Genomic DNA, 19,222 nt, shown 5'->3' with positions numbered 1-19,222 from the left:
CGCGCAACCTGTAGGCGCGGCATATCGAGGGGGGGTACGGGATAGCGATGGGCTGACTTAAGGTCAGCTCGAGGTGTGGTGACGCATACGACGGCCAAGGCAGACCACGGCGACGACACTGATCAATGCTGTCGTCATGACATAGAAGCTGGGTGCCAGCTTGTTGCCGGTAGCATCGATCATCCAGGTCACGATCAGCGGGGCAAAACCGCCAAACAGGGTGATCGAGAAGTTGTAACTCAGTGCCAGGCCGGTACCACGAATACTGGTAGGAAATATGTCGGCCAGCATCGCAGGGATCGGCCCCAGGCACGCAGCGATCAAGATGCCCACGATGGCTTGGACCAACAGCAACACCGATACGTTGGGAAAGGTGTTGAGCAGCAGAAACATCGGGTAGGACGACAAACCGGTAATCAGCAAGGCGATGGTCAGTACCCGAAACCGTCCATAGCGATCCGAGAGTCCGCCGAACACCGGTGCCATGACCATCAGGGTCGCCCCGGTCACCAGCGCCCCAAGGTATGAGGACGTGGCCGCGATGTGCAATTGCCTCAAGGCATAGGTCGGCATGTAAAGCTTGTGCACATAGTTGAACGCCGTTGCACCCGCGACCACCCCGATGGCCAGCAGCAGGCTGACACGGCCTTTGATCAACACATCGCGCAGTGGGGTTTTATTCTGCACATTCGCCGCGATCTTCTGGAAGTCCGGGGTTTCATCGATCTGGCTGCGGATGTAAAAGCCCACCGGCCCAATCAGCAGACCCACGCCGAAAGCGACACGCCAGCCCCAGCTATTGAGTTGCACATCCGACAGCAGGTAGCTGAGCAATGCACTGACCCCAGCGGCCAATACCGTCGCCAGACCCTGGGTCGACAACTGCCAACTGGCGAAGAAGCCACGTCGCTTGGCATCAGCGTGTTCGACCATGAATGCGGTCGCGGCACCGAATTCCCCGCCGGTGGAAAAGCCCTGCAGCATGCGCGCAACAATAACCAGCAGCGGTGCGGTCAGGCCGATCTGCTCATAAGATGGGACAAAGGTGATCAGCGCGGTGCCGAGCATCATGATCAGGATCGACATCGTCAGCGAGGCCTTGCGCCCCACTCGGTCGGCGTATGTACCCAGCACGATGGCACCCAGCGGACGCATCAAAAAGGAAATGCCAAAGGAGCCGACGCTGAGTAGCAGTGACGTGGTTTCGTTGTCTGACGGGAAAAACAGTTTGCCGATCACTACCGCGAAATAGCCGTAGATCAGCAGGTCATAGAATTCCAGGGCATTGCCGATACTGGCGGCGACGATTTCCTTCCAAGGGCCTCGCTGAGTAGACGCCTGTGCCGAAGGCACGATGGATGCTTGAGTGGTCATGAGAGGGTCCCGGGTCTGTTTCACAGTTGTCGATCGTATTCGCCGAGCCGCAACACGGTTCGACGACATCGATGGCAGTCATTGTTATGGGTGAAAACAACCGGATAGCGGGTGAAGATCTGCGTCTCCATGGCTATCCGGCCCGGAGTCGAAATTGAATCAAGTGCTGGATGATGGCAATTGCTGTTTCAGCACATCCTTGGGCTGATTGCGCACACGCCTGTCAGCACGGTCTTTTCCGCACGGTCGACCCGCCGTTTTTTTTTCGTATGCCCGTAATCAGTGCACGTTTTAACCCGTGTTCAGGCCAGGTTTTTGCCGCGATTCGATCCGTGCTCCGCATGACGCAAGAGCAGACCCTGCCATATCTTCATCACCAGTTCGCTCTGGTTGGAGCGCAGGCGATGCAAGGACACGTCGAAGCTGATCTGAAACTCCGGACTGCCCGCGATCAACAACTCGCCCGAGGCCAGGGCGCTTTTGGCGACCATGCGTGGCAGCCAGGCGAGACCGCTGCCGCGCTTGGCCATTTCCAGAATGGCTTCGTAGGAGTCGGCTTGATAGATCATGCGTAAAGCCAGCCGCTGAGGCCGTCGCGCCAAGTGTTGGGCGAGTACTCCGCGCAGAGCGAGTGTCGGCGAGAACGCCAGCCAGGGGATGGTCGACGCGCTGCTGTTGATGGAAATATGGAACAAGGGCTGGCCATGATCGTCCGGTGCACTGACCGGCAGCAGCTCTTCATTGGCAAGCACCAACGAATCGAAACGCTCTGGATCAATCAGAACCTGGGTCAGCGGGCTGGAAAAGTTCAACAGCAAGTCAACGTCGCCGGCGGACAACTTCATGATTGCCTCCTGCGCGCCACTGGTCACCAGTGACACCGGAAAGCAGCCGAACTGTTGGTTCAGAGACTCGTACCAGTCGGGGAAAAAATCGCTGGCCAGGGTTCGTCCCGTAGCAATGCGCACCGGCTCATCGCGGTTTGATCCTCCTCCCTGAAGCTGTGCCCGCACCGCTGCCAGCAACTCCACCGATTGCGTTGCAGCTTCAAGGAACAGCAGGCCGCCGGGCGTCAAGGACAAGGGTTGCTTGCGCTCGATCAGTGAAGTGCCGACCCAGTCCTCCAACGCCCGAATACGCCGGCCAAATGCCGGATGGGTCACGCAACGGATTTCCGCTGCCCGAGACAGGCTACGAGTGCGAGCCAGTTCGATAAAGTCTTCGAGCCATTCGAGTTGCATGGTGATTTCCTGCTGGGAAGCGATGGGACGAACGCGAAGAAATATTAGCGGATTTGTCGGGCAACGACTTCAACGCGCTGGCAGTCATCCGCTCAATCTCGATCCATGCACGTTTATAAAGCGCTACCGGCCGACATTTGCACCAGTGGGAGGCGGTCAGTCGTGGCATTCCGAGTGGTTTTCCCGTCAATTGGGCTTGGTGTTTTGTGCTGCCGACTGGCACAAAGGCTGCATGGCTTGTTCCAGGTTCAGCGGGTACGTATTCCCGTGGACACCCCCCCTCGGTCAACGACGATCGATTGGCCGGACAGGCCGGGGCAGCATTCAACATCGTAAAAGAACAGGCAAAGGCGCCTGGAACCGTAAGGTTTCAGGCGTTTTTTTTTGTCTTTTTAACCGTGAATAGTTCGGATTTTTTTGCGGTATGACGTTTTCAAATGTGCTGCCCGGTGGGTAGGTATTAATCGGAGAGCATTTGATATGGCCAAGCTAAGCACGGCACAACGTATTGTCATCGGCTTTGCAATTGCACCGTTGGTACTGACAGGTCTGGTGTTATATGCGTTGCACGATCTGGCAACGCTCAAGGAGCAGGCCATGGTGATCGTCAAGCAGGACTGGCCAAAGATCGATCCGATCATGGTCATCGCCACCGGTGTACGGGACAACGCCAGGAACACCCGGGATTTGCTGATCGACAAAGACAATCAGCAAGCGCAACAGTCCATCGACAGCACCAAGAAGCGCATCAGTCAGGCGCTTGAAACACTTGGACCGTTGTTCGATCGGCCGGAAGGCAAGGCCGCCTATGCCGCCTTGAAAAGGAATCGTGAGGCCTACGTCGCCGCGTTCACACAGGTGCAGGTGTTGATCAGGCAAGGCGCTTTTGAGGCGGCGATGACGCAGCTGAAACAGCAAGTCATTCCCGCCGAGCAGCAGGTTTATCAAAGCCTGGATGCCCTGATGGCGCTACAGGGACAGATCTTCGTCGAGCGTGAACGGTCGGCGCAGTTACTGTACAGCGATGCATGCCTGAACATGTTGGGGTTGTTTGTGCTGTGCCTGGTCTCGGTTATCGCCGCTGCGATTATCGTCACCCGCAGTGTCACCCGGCCCTTGGGTGGCGAACCCGATGTGGCGGCGCGGCTATTGAGTCAGATCGCGCAGGGTGACCTGACGATTCAGGTGCCGGTGCATGCCAATACCGACGGTAGCGTGATGATCAATATGCACCAGATGCAGCAAAACCTGAACGCCATGGTCAGGCACATCGCGGCGTCGGTGGATCAGGTGGCTAGTTCGTCCGAAGAGTTGAGCGCGGTCAGCAGCCAGACCAGTAGCAGCTTGCACTTGCAGGGCCTGGAGATCGAACAGGCGGCCGCGGCGGTCAATCAGATGACCATCGCTGTCGAGGAGGTTGCCCGCAATGCCCTCAGCACCAGCGAGGCGTCCCGGGTGTCCGCGCAAACCGCCCAGCGTGGCCGTGAGCAGGTGCAGGAAACGGTGGTCTCGATAGGTTCGCTGGCGGATGGCATGACGGATACCTCGCAGCGTATCCAGCAACTGGCCGGGCGTGTGCAAGACATCAGCACCGTACTGGACGTGATTCGCAGCATTGCCGAGCAAACCAATCTGCTGGCCCTCAACGCGGCAATTGAAGCGGCTCGGGCCGGTGATGCCGGACGTGGTTTCGCGGTGGTCGCCGATGAGGTGCGGGCGCTGGCCCATCGCACCCAGGTCTCGACCCAGGAAATCGAGCAGATGATTGGCAACGTGCGGCAGGACACCGGGCAGGCGGTGAGCGCCATGCATAGCAGCAGTCAGCGGGTGCAAGCCACCCTGGAAGTCGCGCAGCGCTCCGGCGAGGCGCTGGAAGAGATCACCCGGTCGATCTCGCAGATCAACCAACGCAACCTGATGATCGCCAGTGCCACGGAGGAGCAGGCCATGGTGGCGCGTGAGGTGGATCGCAATCTGGTGGGTATTCGCAACCTGTCCGAGCAGGTTTCGCGGGGTGCCGAACAGACTCACGCGGCCGGTTCGGAGTTGGCGCAGATGGCGGGAGCCCTGCACCAGACCGTGGCGCGTTTCAGAACCTGAACGGGGAGGGGGCAATTGAAGGATCTACGCCGTTGGAGGGGCTTGTCGATTCGATGTTAAAAAATGTTATTTTGAAAAAATACTTCACATGATCAGATCATTGGAGGATCATCCGCTTAACTTGATGGAGTCCTCTCATGAATAACAAGAATGTCGGTGTTGTCGGTTTGGGCGCGATGGGCCTGGGCATTGCCCGCTCGTTGTTGCGCAGCGGTTTCAATGTGCATGCCTGTGATGTGCGGGCGGTGGCCACGGAACAGTTTGCCGGCGAGGGTGGGGTGGCTTGTGCTTCGCCCGCACACATGGCTGGCGAGTGCGAGGTGATCATCACGGTGGTGGTGAATGCCGAGCAGACCGAGACCGTCCTGTTTGGCGAAGGCGGCGCCGTAGCGGCGTTGCGCCCTGGCAGCCTGGTGATCGGCTGCGCCACCGTGGCCCCGACCTATGCGGTCGATCTTGGCCAGCGCCTGGCCGCGCAGGGCCTGCTGTACCTGGATGCGCCGATCTCCGGTGGCGCGGCCAAGGCCGCTGCTGGCGAGATGACCATGATGACCTCGGGCCCGCAGGCGGCTTACGCCAAGGCCGAGGCGATCCTGACGGGCATGGCTGGCAAGGTCTATCGCCTGGGTGACGTCCACGGTCTGGGCTCGAAGGTCAAGATCATCAACCAGTTGCTCGCTGGGGTGCATATTGCGGCCTCTGCCGAAGCCATGGCCCTGGGCTTGCGTGAAGGGGTCGACGCCGACGCGCTTTACGAAGTGATCACCCATAGCGCCGGCAATTCCTGGATGTTCGAAAACCGCGTGCCGCACATTCTCAAGGCCGACTACACGCCGTTGTCGGCGGTGGATATTTTTGTCAAGGACCTGGGCCTGGTGCTGGATACCGCGCGGGCCAGCAAATTCCCGCTGCCGCTGTCGGCCACCGCCCACCAGATGTTCATGCAGGCTTCCAGCGCCGGTTTCGGTCGCGAGGATGATTCGGCGGTGATCAAGATTTTCCCGGGCATCGAGTTGCCGACGGCCAAGACCGAGTCGGTTTGAGGAGCGCACAATGAGCAAGCGTCCATTGCTGGGCTGCATCGCCGACGATTTCACCGGGGCCACCGACCTTGCCAATATGCTGGTGCGTGGCGGTATGCGCACGGTACAAAGCATTGGTATCCCGAGCCGCGAAGTCGCCGCCGGAATCGACGCCGATGCGATCGTGATTGCCCTGAAATCGCGCACCACTGCCGTCGCCGAGGCGGTCGGGGAATCCCTCGCGGCGCTGGCCTGGCTGCGTGAGCAGGGCTGCGAGCAGATCTTTTTCAAGTACTGTTCGACATTCGACTCCACCGCGGCCGGCAATATCGGCCAGGTCAGCGAAGCACTGCTGGTGGCGCTGGGCAGTGACTTCACCCTGGCCTGCCCGGCGTTCCCGGAAAATGGCCGGACGATCTTTCGCGGCCACTTGTTTGTCCAGGATCAGTTGCTCAGCGAGTCGGGCATGCGGCATCACCCGCTGACGCCGATGACCGATGCCAACCTGGTTCGGGTGCTGCAAGCGCAGACCAGCCTGAATGTCGGCTTGTTGCGCTACGACAGCATTGCCCAAGGGCCCGAGCAGGTTCGCGCGCGCATTGCCGAGTTGCGGGCTGAAGGTATTGGCATCGCCATCGCCGATGCCTTGTCGAACGAAGATTTATATACCTTGGGCACGGCTTGCGCCGACCTGCCGTTGCTGACCGGCGGGTCGGGACTGGCCTTGGGTTTGCCGGAAAACTTCCGTCGCGCAGGAAAACTGCGCGACCTCGATGCGGCGCAATGGGTGCCGGTTTCGGGGGGCGAAGTGGTGCTGGCCGGTAGCGCCTCGCTGGCGACCAACGGCCAGGTGGCGGCCTGGCTCGAAGCGGCGCGGCCGGCCCTGCGTATCGATCCACTGGCCTTGGCCGCCGGCGAGCCGGTGGTTGCGCAGGCCTTGGCCTTCGCCCGTGGGCACAAGGAAACCGTCTTGATCTATGCCACCTGTTCACCGGAGGAGGTCAAGCGGGTGCAGCAGCAATTGGGTGTCGAGCGGGCCGGTAGCCTGGTGGAAAACGCCTTCGGCGAAATTGCCGAGGGGCTGCGCCAGAGCGGCGTGCGGCGCTTCGTGATTGCGGGTGGGGAAACTTCGGGGGCGGTGGTGCAGGCCTTGGGCGTGCAACTGCTGCGCATTGGCGCACAGATCGATCCGGGGGTGCCAGCGACAGTCAGCAGCACTGCTGAACCGCTGGCATTGGCCCTCAAATCGGGCAACTTCGGTGGCCGCGACTTCTTCGACAAGGCCTTGCAGCAACTGGCCCAGACGGGAGCTGCGCAATGACTCATGAAAACGCCTTGCGCGATGAAATCTGCGAGGTCGGGCGCAGCCTTTACGCACGCGGTTATACCGTTGGCAGTGCCGGCAATATCAGTGCACGCCTGGAAGATGGCTGGTTGATCACACCGACTGACGTCTGCCTCGGTCGCCTCGACCCGGCGACGATTGCCAAGGTCAACCGGGCCGGTGAATGGGTGTCCGGGGACAAGCCCTCGAAGACCCTGGCGCTGCATCGTCAGGTCTATGACCGCAACCCGGGTGTGGGCGGCGTGGTTCATACCCACTCCACCCATCTGGTCGCATTGACCCTGGCGGGCGTTTGGCAAGCGGACGATATCCTCCCGCCGCTGACGCCGTATCAGGTCATGAAGGTCGGGCATATCCCGTTGATCGGTTATCAGCGACCCGGCTCGCCGAAGGTGGCCGAACAGGTCGCGCAACTGGCCAACCATGTGCGCGGCGTGATGCTTGAACGACTGGGCCCGGTGGTCTGGGAGAGTTCGGTGTCCAAGGCCAGCTATGCCCTGGAAGAACTCGAGGAAACCGCGCGGCTGTGGCTGATGAGCAACCCCAGGCCCGAGCCGCTCGATCAGGCGGCACTGGACGAGCTGCGCGAGACCTTCGGCGCGCATTGGTAGAGCACGGTTTTTTAGCACCACAGCACAGATCGATAACGCAGGCCCTGTCCGGGAGACGCGCAGCGACTCCCGATGGCCAAGGCTTGCCAAAAAAACAATAACAACAGGAAATCCAAGCATGATTGACCTTCACTGCGGCATTTTCAGATCCCGTGGCGCAAGCGCTGCGTTCACCCAACGCGGAGGGTTGCGCAAATGAGCCCGTTAATTCTGATGGTGACCGCCGGGCTGGGCATTGCGCTGCTGCTGTTCCTGGTACTCAAGTATAAATTTCAACCCTTCGTTGCCTTGATGCTGGTCAGCATCCTGGTGGCGTTGGTGGCCGGGGTGAAACCGGCCGAGCTGGTCGCGACCATTGAAGGCGGGATGGGCAAAACCCTCGGCCATATCGCGATCATCATTGCCCTGGGCGCGATGATCGGACGGATCATCGAACTCTCCGGCGGTGCCGAGGCGCTGGCCAAGACGCTGATCGCCCGTTTTGGCAATCGGCGTACCCCCCTGGCGCTGACGATTGCCGGCTTTATGGTCGGGGTCCCGGTGTTCTTCGAGGTCGGGGTGATCATCCTGATGCCGCTGGCCTATGGCGTTGCTCGCAGCGCGCGCAAGCCGCTGCTGGTGTTCGCGCTGCCGATGTGCGCGGCCTTGTTGACCGTCCACGCCTTCCTGCCGCCACACCCGGGTGCGGTGGCCGCGGCCAGCCAGCTGGGCGCCGACCTTGGTCGGGTGCTGATGTTCGGTCTGCCGATCACCGCGCTGCTGTGTTATGTCGGCTACCGCGTAGCCGGGCGCATGACCCGTCGGGTATACCCGATGACCGATGATATCCGTGCCGAGGTCTACGGCCCGCATGTCACCAACGACGACCTGGCCGCCTGGGCCAATGGCAACGACAGCAGCACTGCGCAAGCCGCTGTGGCGGTGTCGCACATGGGGCTGGAAGAGTCCACCAGCAACCTCGTCGCCAAGTTACCGCCAGCGCCGGCGCCAGGTTTTGGCTTGATTGTCGGTCTGATCCTGTTGCCGATCATGCTGATTTTGCTGGGCACCCTGGCCACCTCGTTGTTGCCCACCGATTCGACCCTGCGCGGCATCATGACCGTGCTCGGCGCGCCGCTGGTGGCGCTGCTGCTCGACACCTTGCTGTGTGCCTGGTTGCTCGGTTCGCGGCGCGGCTGGAGCCGGACCCAAGTGTCCGATGTGATCGGTTCGGCCTTGCCCGGCGTGGCGATGGTGATCCTGATTGCCGGGGCCGGCGGAGTCTTCGGCAAGGTTCTGGTGGACACCGGGATCGGCGCGGTGGTCTCCGATATGTTGCGCAGTACCGGTCTGCCAGTGCTCGCCCTGGGCTTTTTGTTGACCCTGCTGTTGCGCGCGGTACAGGGCTCGACCACGGTGGCACTGGTGACCACGGCCGGTATCATCAGCCCGTTGATCGCGACCCTCAACCTCACCCCGAACCATATGGCCCTGCTGTGCCTGGCCATGGGCGGTGGCGGTTTGGCCATGTCGCATATCAATGATGCCGGCTACTGGATCTTCACCAAACTGGCCGGGTTGAATGTGGCCGACGGCCTGCGCACCTGGACGCTGCTGACCACCTTGCTCGGTACGCTGGGTTTCTGTATTACCTTGTTGATCTGGCCGTTTGTCTGAGTTTTTATCCTGGGAGCTACCATGCCTCGTTTTGCTGCAAACCTCAGCATGCTTTACCCGGAACAGGGGTTTCTGGAGCGCTTCGCCGCGGCGGCTGCCGACGGCTTCGAGGCGGTGGAGTACCTGTTTCCCTATGACTACAGCGCACAAGAACTCAAGCAGCGGCTGAGTGACAACGGCCTGGTGCAGGCGCTGTTCAATGCACCGCCTGGCGATTGGGCGGCGGGGGAGCGCGGTATCGTGTCGTTGCCTGGCCGGGAAAGTGAGTTTCGCAGCGGTTTCCAACGCGCCCTGGAGTATGCCGCGGTGCTGGGCAATTCACGCATCCACGTCATGGCCGGTCTGCTGCCCTCGGAGAACGAGCGGGCCCGGCATCACGGCGTCTACCTGGAAAACCTCGCCTATGCCACGGCCCAGGCGGCCAAGGTCGGCGTCACGGTGTTGCTGGAACCGATCAATACACGGGACATGCCGGGCTTTTTCCTCAATCGCCAGGATCAGGCCCAGGCAATCTGCAAGGAAGTCGCTGCGAGCAATCTGAAGGTGCAGTTTGACTGCTATCACTGCCAGATCGTCGAGGGTGACCTAGCCAGCAAATTGCGCCGCGACTTCGCCGGAATCGGCCATATTCAGATTGCCGGGGTGCCGGACCGGCACGAGCCTGATCAGGGGGAGATCAACTACCCCTATCTGTTCGAGCTGATCGACCAACTGGGTTACGACGGCTGGGTCGGTTGCGAATACCGCCCGCGCGGTGATACTTCGGCGGGCTTGCAATGGCTGCGCGACTGGAAGGCGCGCTAGGCGGAGGGTAGTAGCAGTTCCACCCCTTGCTTGCGGATACCATCGGCCGCCGCGGCGGTCAGTGCGTCGTCGCTGAGGATCAGGTCGAACTGCTCGAGCCCGGCGATCCGGTACATGCTGAAGGTGCCGTACTTCGAACTGCTGGCCACCAGCACGGTTTGCGCGGCCGATTGCATCGCTACCTGCTTGACCTCGACCTTCAGCGCCGAAGGCGTGGTCAGACCGCGGCGCAAATCCCAGGAGCTGGTGGAGATGAAGGCGATATCGGTGACCACCTGGCGCAAGGTGGCGACCGCCAGCCCACCGACGCAGGAATGGTTGGAGTGATCCAGCTGGCCGCCGGTATGGATGACCGTGACCTGGGGTGCGTCCATCAAGGCCTGGACAATACCGAAGTCATTGGTCACCACGGTCATGCCGGAAAGCGCCTTGATGTACGGGACGATCTCCAGGGTACTGGTGCCCGCATCCAGGTAAATCGTCATATCGGCATGCAGCAACCGCGCGGCAAGTTTCGCCATCGCCTGCTTCTGCGGCAGCTCGACCACGGCCTTGAGCTGGTGGCTGGGTTCACTGTGCAGCTGGCTGGCGATGCGCACGCCGCCGGTGACCGAATAGGCCCGGCCTTCCTGTTCCAGCAAGGCAATGTCACGGCGCACCGTCATGTGCGAGCACTCGAACATTTCCATCAACTGATGAACGCTCAGCACCTGATGCTTGCGCAGCTGGCGCAGCATCAACTCACGGCGCTGTTCAGGAATCATCGGTGCGCCGCTTTCGGCGGCGATGTCCTTTTGACTAGGCATTCGGGCTCCACAATGAAGAAATCCGCCGACAAGGAGGGCGGAGCAAACATAGTAGCGAATCTGCGTTAAAGGAACGAGTTGTTGCGGATACCCCATGAAAAATGCCCCGTCTTTTTCGAGACGGGGCATTTTTTTCATCGAGCTGGGCAATCCTCGATCAGACCTCTGGAATGGCCTGAAACGGCGATTCCTTATCCGTGCGCTCCTTGAGACTCCAGGCCGCAACGCCGACCTTGATGGCATAGAACAAGAGGCTGAGCACCACGAACAGAAACAGCCCCATCAGCGTCGTGTTGGTGTAGGCATTGAAGATCACGTGCTGCATCTGGGGGAGGTCCTTGGCCGGTGCAATCACTTGCCCTGCCTCCAACGCTACGCTGTACTTCTTCGCCAGGGCCAGGAAGCCGATGGCCGGGTTGGCGTCGAACAGTTTGATGAAACCGGCGGTGATCGTGCAGACCAGCAACCAGGCTGCCGGTAGCAAGGTCACCCAGACATATTGCTGGCGCTTCATTTTGATCAGTACGACAGTGCCGAGCATCAGTGCGATACCGGCCAACATCTGGTTGCCGATACCGAACAGCGGCCACAAGGTATTGATGCCGCCCAGCGGGTCGATTACGCCCTGGTACAGCAGGTAACCCCACATGGCCACGCAACCGCCGGTGGCGATCAGGTTGGCGGTCCAGGAATCGGTGCGCTTGAGCGCCGGAACGAAGGCCCCGAGCAGGTCCTGCAGCATGAAACGCCCGGCACGGGTGCCGGCATCCACCGCCGTCAGGATAAACAGCGCTTCGAACAGGATCGCGAAGTGGTACCAGAACGCCATGCTGTCTTTACCCGGCAGCAGATGGTGGAGGATCTGCGCAATGCCGACCGCCAGGGTCGGCGCACCGCCGGCACGGCCCAGCACGGTGGTTTCACCGATGTCCTTGGCCACGGCCAGCAGGGCGTCTGGGGTGATCGCGAAGCCCCAGCTGGTGACGGTCTGCGCCACTGCCACGACATCAGCGCCGACCGCGGCTGCCGGGCTGTTCATGGCGAAGTACACGCCCGGCTCGATCACCGAAGCGGCGACCATCGCCATAATCCCGACGAAGGACTCCATCAGCATGCCGCCATAACCGATGTAACGGGCATGCCCTTCACTGGCCAGCAGCTTGGGTGTGGTCCCGGACGCGATCAGCGCGTGGAAACCGGACACCGCGCCGCAGGTAATGGTGATGAACATGAACGGAAACAGGCTGCCTTTCCAGACCGGACCGGTACCGTCGACGAATTGGGTCAGCGCCGGCATTTTCAGCATGGGCATGGTGATCAGGATACCGACCGCCAAGGCGATGATGGTACCGATCTTGAGGAAGGTCGACAGGTAGTCGCGCGGTGCCAGGATCAGCCACACCGGCAATACCGCGGCGACGAAACCGTAGCCGATCAACATCCAGGTGATCTGCAGGCCGGTGAAGCTGAAGACTTTTGCCCACACCGGATCGGCGGCAATTTGCCCGCCCAGCCAGATCGAGCCAAGCAGCAGGAGCACGCCGACCACGGAGATTTCACCGATGCGGCCCGGGCGGATGTAGCGCATGTAGACGCCCATGAGCACCGCGATCGGGATGGTCGCCATCACGGTGAAGATGCCCCATGGACTCTCCGCCAGGGCCTTGACCACGACCAGCGCCAGCACCGCGAGGATAATGATCATGATCAGGAAGCAGCCGAACAGGGCGATGGTCCCCGGGATGCGACCCATTTCCTCACGGATCATGTCGCCCAGGGAGCGACCGTTGCGCCGGGTGGACATGAACAGGACCATGAAGTCTTGAACGGCACCGGCCAGCACCACGCCAGCGATTAGCCACAGCGTACCGGGCAGGTAGCCCATTTGCGCCGCCAATATCGGCCCGACCAGTGGACCGGCGCCCGCGATGGCGGCGAAGTGGTGACCGAAAAGCACGTGTTTGTTGGTCGGCACGTAGTCCAGGCCATCGCTGTTGACGACGGCGGGAGTGGCGCGATTGGGGTCGAGCTGCATCACCTTATTGGCGATAAACAGGCTGTAGTAGCGGTATGCGACAAGGTAGATAGCGACTGCGGCGACGACGATCCAGAGGGCATTGATGGCTTCGCCGCGGCGCAGGGCCACGACACTCAGCGCAAAAGCTCCCAGGACGGCCACGGCAAACCAGGCGAGGTGTTTAGCCAGACGGGTCATTGCGTGTCTCCTGCCGACAGCCAGTGGACTGCGGCGGTAATTTTTATAATTGTCTCCGCTGTGCGGAGCAAGGCCAATATCCATGTATGGCGTCAACAAATGAATCAGCACGACTACGTACGCGGGGTCTACGTAGTTCTACCGAGGGTGACCGACATGCGGTCGTCATAGTCGCCAACAGCGCTACTGGACCGGCGTATCTTTGGCATATGATGCCGGCCTTCGCCCCCTTGGTCCGGTATTCGCCAATGACCACTTGGCGCCCGTTCGGTCAGGACAGGAATAGCAATGCAGCTCAAGCACAAAATCGTCGCCCTGGGGATTTTGCCTCTGGTATTGGCCATCGCCGTCATCTGCGCGCTGGTGATTTCCCTGAACCGCCAATTGGGCGATCAACAGGCGCAACTGATCGAAGACAGCATTCTGGCCAGCAAGCGCGCGGAGCTGAAAAACTACGTCGAAATGGCGCAAAGCCTGATCGCGCCGCTTTACGATGACGGCAAGGGTGGCGAGCACGCCCAGCAACAAGTCCTCGAAGAACTGCGCAAACTCAGCTTCGGGATCAATGGTTATTTCTTCGTCTACGACCGTCAGGGCCGTAGCCTGATGCACTCGCGGCAGTCGGAGCTGGTGGGCAAGGACCTGTGGGACATGAAGGACCCGCACGGTTTGCCGGTGATCCAGGCGCTGCTCAAAAGTGCCGAATCAGGCGAAGGCTTTCAACGCTATGCCTGGAACAAGCCCTCTACCGGGCAGGTGACCGACAAGCTTGCCTATGTGGTGATGCTGGATCGTTGGGGCTGGATGCTGGGTACCGGCATCTACCTTGAGGATGTCGAGCGCGCCACCCAGCAGGCCCGTGACGAAGTGGCCAACGGTATCCGCAAGACGATGCTGGCGATTGCCGTGGTCGCCTTGGTGGCGGTGCTGCTGGTGTTCGCCAGCGGCATGACGCTGAACGTCAGTGAGCACCGTCTGGCCGACAAGAAACTTCAGCGCTTGAACCAGCGCATCGTCAGTTTGCAGGAGGAGGAGCGCACACGGGTATCCCGTGAGCTGCACGACGGTATCAGCCAGGTCCTCGTGTCCATCAAGTTTCAGTTTGAGCTGGCCAGTCATGTGCTGGAGAAGGGGCAGGACCGGGGCCTGGGCATTTTGCGAGAGGCTGTCGAGCGCCTGGGGGAAGCCATTGGCGAAGTGCGCAGCCTTTCGCACGACCTACGTTCGTCGTTGCTCGACACCCTGGGCCTGCCGGCGGCGATCGGTCAGCTCGCCACCGAGTTCGAGCAGCGTAGCGGGCTGATGGTGACCTACGATAACAATGAATTCGATTGCCAGCTGGTCGATGGGCTACCGGTCTCGTTGTTTCGCATCGTGCAGGAAGGTCTGACCAATATCGAGCGCCACGCACAGGCGCACAACGTCTCGATTACCCTGCGCGGGTCCGCGGAGTCGGTACGCTTGACGGTGGTCGATGACGGTATCGGTTTCAACGTCGCTCAGGTCGAACGGCGTCACTCTGGCATCGGTCTGCGTAATATCCGTGAACGGGTCGAACACTTTGGTGGACGCTTCGAGTTGTCGTCGACGCCGGGAAGAAGTGTGCTGGATGTGCTGCTGCCGCTTAAAATGCCCGCTACAAAGTACTGACTCAGCCCACAACAAGAGCGAACGTCCCTGATGAGCCTGGTTTATCCAATCCGCGTTGCCCTGGTCGACGATCACTCCCTGGTCCGGGATGGCATCAAGGCCTTGCTGGCGATCATGCCCGCCCTGGAAGTAGTGGGCGAGGCCGAGAGTGGCACCGAAGCGCTCGAGATGGTCAAGCGCTGCCAGCCGGACCTGCTGCTGGTGGATATCGGCCTGAAGGACATGAACGGACTTGAGCTGACCCGGGTGCTGAGCAAGACGTACCCGCTGCTGAAGATTCTGGTCCTGAGCATGTACGACAACACCGAGTATGTGAGTGAGTCCGTGCGTTCAGGCGCCAGCGGCTATGTGCTGAAGAATTCGCCTTCACGGGAAATCATTGCGGCCATTGAGGCCATCGCCAGCGGCGGGACCTTCTACAGTGCCGCGATCGCGCAGCGGCTGATCAGCGACAAGCAGAGCGATAACGAGCTGACGCCGCGCGAGAGCCAGGTGCTGCGCAAGATGGTCGAGGGTATGAACAACAAGGAAATGGCCCGCGAACTGGATATCAGCGTGCGCACGGTGGAGACCCATCGGTTGAGCATCCGGCGCAAACTCAATATCGACAAGCCCGCGGCCCTGGTCAAATACGCGATTGACCATGGAATCATTTCACACTGAATTTGATGTCTGTCGTTCTTTCAGGATCATTTCAATCAAAGTTTGGACATCCCCCACTTCTACGGAACGCAGCTGCTGAACTCCCGGGTCCACCCGGATGCGCTCCAAATGCTTATCCGTGGATTGGAAGCCATCAAGGATCAACCTGGGCCATCAATTCAGCCACCGACTCCTGGCGTTTTGCATAACGCTGCGCCAGCACCGCACAGACCATCAGCTGAATCTGGTGGAACAGCATCAGCGGCAGGATCAGCACGCCGATGGTGCTGCCGGCGAACAGTACCTGGGCCATTGGCACGCCCGTCGCCAGGCTTTTCTTCGAGCCGCAGAAGAGGATGGTGATGCGGTCTTCCTGGTCGAAGCCAAAGGCCTTGCCCAGCACGCTGGACGCCAGCAGCACCAGCGTGAGTATCACGCCGCAGACTACCACCAGGCCAGCCAGGTCCCAGAGCGGGATCTGATGCCAGATGCCTTCGTTCACCGCCTCGCTGAAGGCGCTGTAGACCACCAGCAGGATCGAACCCTGGTCAACGAACTTCAGCCAGGTCTTGTTGCGCCCCACCCAGGCGCCGATCCAGCGCCGGGCGATCTGCCCGGCTATGAACGGCAGCAGCAGTTGTACGCTGATCTTCAGGATGGCATCGAGGGTTGAGCCGCCGCTGCCATGTACTCCCAGCAGCAAGGTCACCAGCAAGGGCGTGAGGAAGATGCCGAACAGGCTCGACGCCGCCGCGCTGCAAATCGCCGCCGGCACATTGCCCCGCGCCAGGGAGGTGAAGGCAATCGCCGATTGCACCGTGGCGGGCAGGGCGCAGAGGTAGAGCATGCCCAGATACAGTTTGTCGCCAATCAGCGGTGACAGCAGCGGCTTGAGCGCGACGCCCAGCAGTGGGAACAGCACAAAGGTCAGGCCGAACACCAGCAGGTGCAGGCGCCAGTGGCCGGCGCCGGCGATGATCGATTCGCGCGACAGTTTGGCGCCGTGCAGGAAGAACAACAGGGCAATGGCGATATTGGTCAGCCAGCTGAAACCGACGGCGACCTGGCCGCTGGCGGGCAGGAAACTGGCGAGAAGCACCACGCTGACCAGGGTCAGGGTGAAGTTGTCGGGAAAGAAACGAGGGCGGGTCATCAGGCACGTCATCCAGGAGCAAGAACAGTAGAGGGACTTTAGCCTGTCTATCGTTTGCCGACTAACGCCAATAAGTCCATGAATGTCGCCTAAAGGACATAACGCTGCGCCAGGCATTTTTCTTTAGCGATGTCTGAATCGTTTGACGCTTTAGCCGAAAGTGCCATGCCTATTTCAAGTAGCAGGCGCCGATCCAGTCCTGTGGGTTCGGTGCCAGTTGCCGGGCCAGAGGTAGAAAAACTAGCACAGTGTTGCTGCTTTCTTGATGAAACCGGCGAGCGGTAACCGCCATGAACAGGACGACAACTGCCATGAGCAAGGAAACCGAAGCAGGCGGGAGCGCCTCGCAAATGATCGACGCAAGAATCGCGGAACTGGGGGATTGGCGCGGTGAGACCCTCGCCCGGATCCGGGCGCTGATCGTGCAGGCTGACCCCGAAGTGGTGGAATTTGCGCGAGGGCGAGCGGATCGATGAGCAGGCGTTGACGGCGCTGGTTCGCGCCGCCGTGGCACTCATACCTCGGTGCCGAAACCGTGATCAGTCCGCGGGCAGGCTGAGTCCTGGCAAGCGTTGCGCCGAGCGGCCGTTACCCAGCACCAGCGCGACTATCGCCAGGCCCTGGGTCGCGGCCGCCAGGCCCAATAGCAAGAGTTCGCCATGAGTCCCTACGGACAAGGATTTCAGCGCACCGAAGCATGCTGGAGCCAATGCGTAGCAGCCTTGGGCGGTGGCGACGATCAGGGTCACCACGCGCTGTGTTTGCTGGCGCGGGAATTCGGCTTGAGCAATAAGTGGCGGCAAGGAGGTGGCGTTGCCGATTCCCGCGCCAAAGAGAATCACCCCCAACCACAGCAGATCCGGGAAGCGGCCTAATCCGCTCATGACCAGGCAGCCGAGCAACTGGCAACCATAGCTCATGCAGGCAACGGTGCGCCGGTTGGCGTTCGGCGGCATCAGCCAACCGACCAGGAACCTGCCGGCGATGGCGCTCGCCGTTGCCAGGCCCATCGCCAATCCAGCCTTTGCTGGCGTGACGTGACTGACCAGCAGCAGGAACAAGTGGGTAATCAGTCCGATCTGGGCGAACAATCCCAGGGACATCGCGGCGGCCAGGGTCACGAAGCGACGATCGCGCCACAACGCGGTTGTAGCGCTACCCGAGGAGACAGTCGGCTGCGCTGGGGGCTGATCAGCCCCATCGGCGTATTGCCCGAGGTCTGCCGGCCGAACCTTGAAGACCTTGAACGACAGCACGGCAATCGTCGCTATCGAAACCAGGCCTACGCCAAGTGCGGCCTGGGTGAAGCCGATCCGGTCGATCAGGTACACCCAGGCGGACGAGAAAATCACACCGCCGATGCTCGCACCGTTATAGGCCATCGCCAGGGCGGCCGGGCGCTTGGTCACAAACCATGGGGAGATGAGTGCATTGACCGCGGCCGCGCCCATGGTCACCCAGCCCAGTCCACTCAACAGGGCCGCCAGGAACAACTGGTAGGGTTGCTCGGCGATGGACCAGCCATAGACACCGACGCCGAGCAGGATCGAACCCAGCACGGTGGTGCGGGGAAGGCCCAGGCGCTTGTACAAGGCGGGGAGGTTCACCACCACCAGGGTGCCCGCGAGAAAGTGCAGGGTGACGGCGGCCGAACACAAGGGCAGCGACCAGCCCGTTCGTTGAAGCACCGCATAGAGGAATATCGGTGGACCGTAGAAGCCGATCCCCCAGCCAAATACCGCCATCACAAAGGTCGCCGCCACGACCTTTCGGCCAAAAAAAATCGAGTGCTTCATCGGTGAATCCCTTCAAGTGGTTTGGCATCAGTATGATGATGAAAAACAGGGATACTTCGGGAGAGCGTGAACTATGGATGTCGAAGCGGCTGATCTTTCTTTGGCGGCGGTCGCCGGTGCGATTGCCGATCCGGCCCGTGCTCAAATGCTCTGCAGTCTGCTGGACGGCCACGCGCGCACGGCCACGGAGTTGGCGGCCGTAGCCGACATCGGCGCGTCCACCGCCAGTGGCCATTTTTTGCGTTTGCGTGAACAAGGGTTGGTGGACATGCTGGTTCAGGGTCGGCATCGCTATTACCGACTGGCCAACGCCCGGGTGGCGCAGGCCCTGGAGGCGTTGTTATCGATCACTGATCGCAGTGCGGCGCCGTTTCAGTCCCGCACACCTTCTGCCTTGAAGCGGGCCAGAACCTGTTATGACCATTGCGCCGGGGAAATCGCGGTCAAGCTGCATGACACCTTGTTGCAGGCAAGCTGGATTGAAGAACAGGGCAAGGACTATGTCCTCACGGAAAAGGGCGCCGCGGCGTTGGCGCGATTGGGCATCGATATCGAAGCCGTAGCGCGCCAGCGCCGGCGTCTGGCCTATCCCTGCATGGACTGGAGCGAGCGCTCACCCCATATCGGCGGCGCGCTGGGCGCGGCCCTGCTGGAGCTGTTGCTCAAACGCGGCTGGGTGAACCGCCATCTCGACTCCAGGGCCTTGCACCTGACACCGAAAGGCGCGAAGAGCCTGGCAACCGCGTTTGGCTTGGCGGATCGTTAACGGCATCACTGCGACGCTTGCGCGCCAGCCGCGTCGCGCTC

The 19,222-nt window shown here is 61.0% G+C and carries 15 protein-coding genes and 1 pseudogene; 10 read left to right on the top strand and 6 right to left on the bottom strand.

Annotated features, from left to right (window positions below):
• Positions 1-63 precede the first annotated feature (63 nt).
• Both AC07VG_RS01545 and AC07VG_RS01540 read right to left on the bottom strand, forming a co-directional pair.
• Positions 64-1,374 carry an MFS transporter gene (locus AC07VG_RS01545; RefSeq protein ID WP_495000512.1) on the bottom strand — a complete coding sequence of 437 codons (1,311 nt, stop codon included), beginning with the start codon at positions 1,372-1,374 and terminating at the stop codon, positions 64-66.
• A 302-nt stretch (positions 1,375-1,676) separates the two neighbouring features.
• Positions 1,677-2,615, bottom strand: coding sequence for a LysR family transcriptional regulator (locus AC07VG_RS01540; RefSeq protein ID WP_495000513.1), 939 nt, complete (start codon positions 2,613-2,615; stop codon positions 1,677-1,679).
• A 480-nt stretch (positions 2,616-3,095) separates the two neighbouring features.
• On the opposite strand from AC07VG_RS01540, the gene AC07VG_RS01535 reads away from it, so the two are divergent.
• The 6 genes from AC07VG_RS01535 to otnI all read left to right on the top strand — a co-directional run bounded on the left by AC07VG_RS01535 (position 3,096) and on the right by otnI (position 10,153).
• The gene (locus tag AC07VG_RS01535; protein ID WP_495000514.1) at positions 3,096-4,715 is read left to right on the top strand and encodes a methyl-accepting chemotaxis protein; all 1,620 of its coding nucleotides are present in this window, start codon (positions 3,096-3,098) and stop codon (positions 4,713-4,715) included.
• 137 nt (positions 4,716-4,852) lie between these two features.
• Entirely contained in the window at positions 4,853-5,758 is a 906-nt protein-coding gene (gene ltnD / locus AC07VG_RS01530; protein WP_495000515.1) for an L-threonate dehydrogenase, read from the top strand.
• Positions 5,759-5,768: 10 nt separating this feature from the next.
• Positions 5,769-7,058 (top strand): 3-oxo-tetronate kinase, encoded by a 1,290-nt coding sequence (gene otnK / locus AC07VG_RS01525; protein WP_495020325.1) that lies wholly within the window; start codon positions 5,769-5,771, stop codon positions 7,056-7,058.
• Positions 7,055-7,693: a 3-oxo-tetronate 4-phosphate decarboxylase gene (gene otnC / locus AC07VG_RS01520; RefSeq protein ID WP_495000517.1), complete on the top strand. Its 639-nt coding sequence runs from the start codon at positions 7,055-7,057 to the stop codon at positions 7,691-7,693. The genes otnK and otnC overlap by 4 nt, the downstream gene beginning before the upstream one ends.
• Before the next feature lie 195 nt (positions 7,694-7,888).
• On the top strand, positions 7,889-9,349 hold the full coding sequence (locus AC07VG_RS01515) for a GntT/GntP/DsdX family permease (RefSeq protein WP_495020324.1): 1,461 nt from the start codon (positions 7,889-7,891) through the stop codon (positions 9,347-9,349).
• Positions 9,350-9,370: 21 nt separating this feature from the next.
• Positions 9,371-10,153: a 2-oxo-tetronate isomerase gene (gene otnI / locus AC07VG_RS01510; RefSeq protein WP_495000519.1), complete on the top strand. Its 783-nt coding sequence runs from the start codon at positions 9,371-9,373 to the stop codon at positions 10,151-10,153.
• On the opposite strand, the gene AC07VG_RS01505 is transcribed toward otnI, so the two are convergent.
• Positions 10,150-10,959 carry a DeoR/GlpR family DNA-binding transcription regulator gene (locus AC07VG_RS01505; protein WP_495000520.1) on the bottom strand — a complete coding sequence of 270 codons (810 nt, stop codon included), beginning with the start codon at positions 10,957-10,959 and terminating at the stop codon, positions 10,150-10,152. The genes otnI and AC07VG_RS01505 overlap by 4 nt on opposite strands.
• Positions 10,960-11,116: 157 nt before the next feature.
• Complete coding sequence (locus AC07VG_RS01500) at positions 11,117-13,174, bottom strand: carbon starvation CstA family protein (protein WP_495020323.1); 2,058 nt, start codon at positions 13,172-13,174, stop codon at positions 11,117-11,119.
• A 288-nt stretch (positions 13,175-13,462) separates the two neighbouring features.
• On the opposite strand from AC07VG_RS01500, the gene AC07VG_RS01495 reads away from it, so the two are divergent.
• Together AC07VG_RS01495 and AC07VG_RS01490 are read left to right on the top strand one after the other, a co-directional pair.
• Positions 13,463-14,824 carry a cache domain-containing protein gene (locus AC07VG_RS01495; RefSeq protein WP_495000522.1) on the top strand — a complete coding sequence of 454 codons (1,362 nt, stop codon included), beginning with the start codon at positions 13,463-13,465 and terminating at the stop codon, positions 14,822-14,824.
• 30 nt (positions 14,825-14,854) lie between these two features.
• Entirely contained in the window at positions 14,855-15,487 is a 633-nt protein-coding gene (locus AC07VG_RS01490) for a response regulator (protein WP_495000523.1), read from the top strand.
• 133 nt (positions 15,488-15,620) lie between these two features.
• Here the strand turns inward: AC07VG_RS01490 and AC07VG_RS01485 are convergent, their stop codons facing one another.
• Complete coding sequence (locus AC07VG_RS01485) at positions 15,621-16,619, bottom strand: bile acid:sodium symporter family protein (protein WP_495020322.1); 999 nt, start codon at positions 16,617-16,619, stop codon at positions 15,621-15,623.
• 311 nt (positions 16,620-16,930) lie between these two features.
• Here AC07VG_RS01485 and AC07VG_RS01480 point away from each other — a divergent pair.
• A pseudogene (locus AC07VG_RS01480) lies at positions 16,931-17,068 on the top strand (DUF1801 domain-containing protein); the annotation flags it as partial.
• A gap of 90 nt (positions 17,069-17,158) precedes the next feature.
• Here the strand turns inward: AC07VG_RS01480 and AC07VG_RS01475 are convergent.
• Positions 17,159-18,415: an MFS transporter gene (locus AC07VG_RS01475; protein WP_495000525.1), complete on the bottom strand. Its 1,257-nt coding sequence runs from the start codon at positions 18,413-18,415 to the stop codon at positions 17,159-17,161.
• 73 nt (positions 18,416-18,488) lie between these two features.
• Between AC07VG_RS01475 and AC07VG_RS01470 the strand changes: the two genes are divergently transcribed.
• A complete protein-coding gene (locus AC07VG_RS01470; RefSeq protein WP_495000526.1) occupies positions 18,489-19,181 on the top strand; it encodes an ArsR/SmtB family transcription factor in 693 nt (230 codons plus the stop codon).
• The last annotated feature ends 41 nt before the right edge of the window (positions 19,182-19,222 follow it).

The organism is Pseudomonas sp. GW821-FHT03C07, assembly GCF_059420925.1.
Note: the sequence above shows the minus strand (reverse complement) of the source record. Positions and strands in the feature narration are given on the sequence as shown.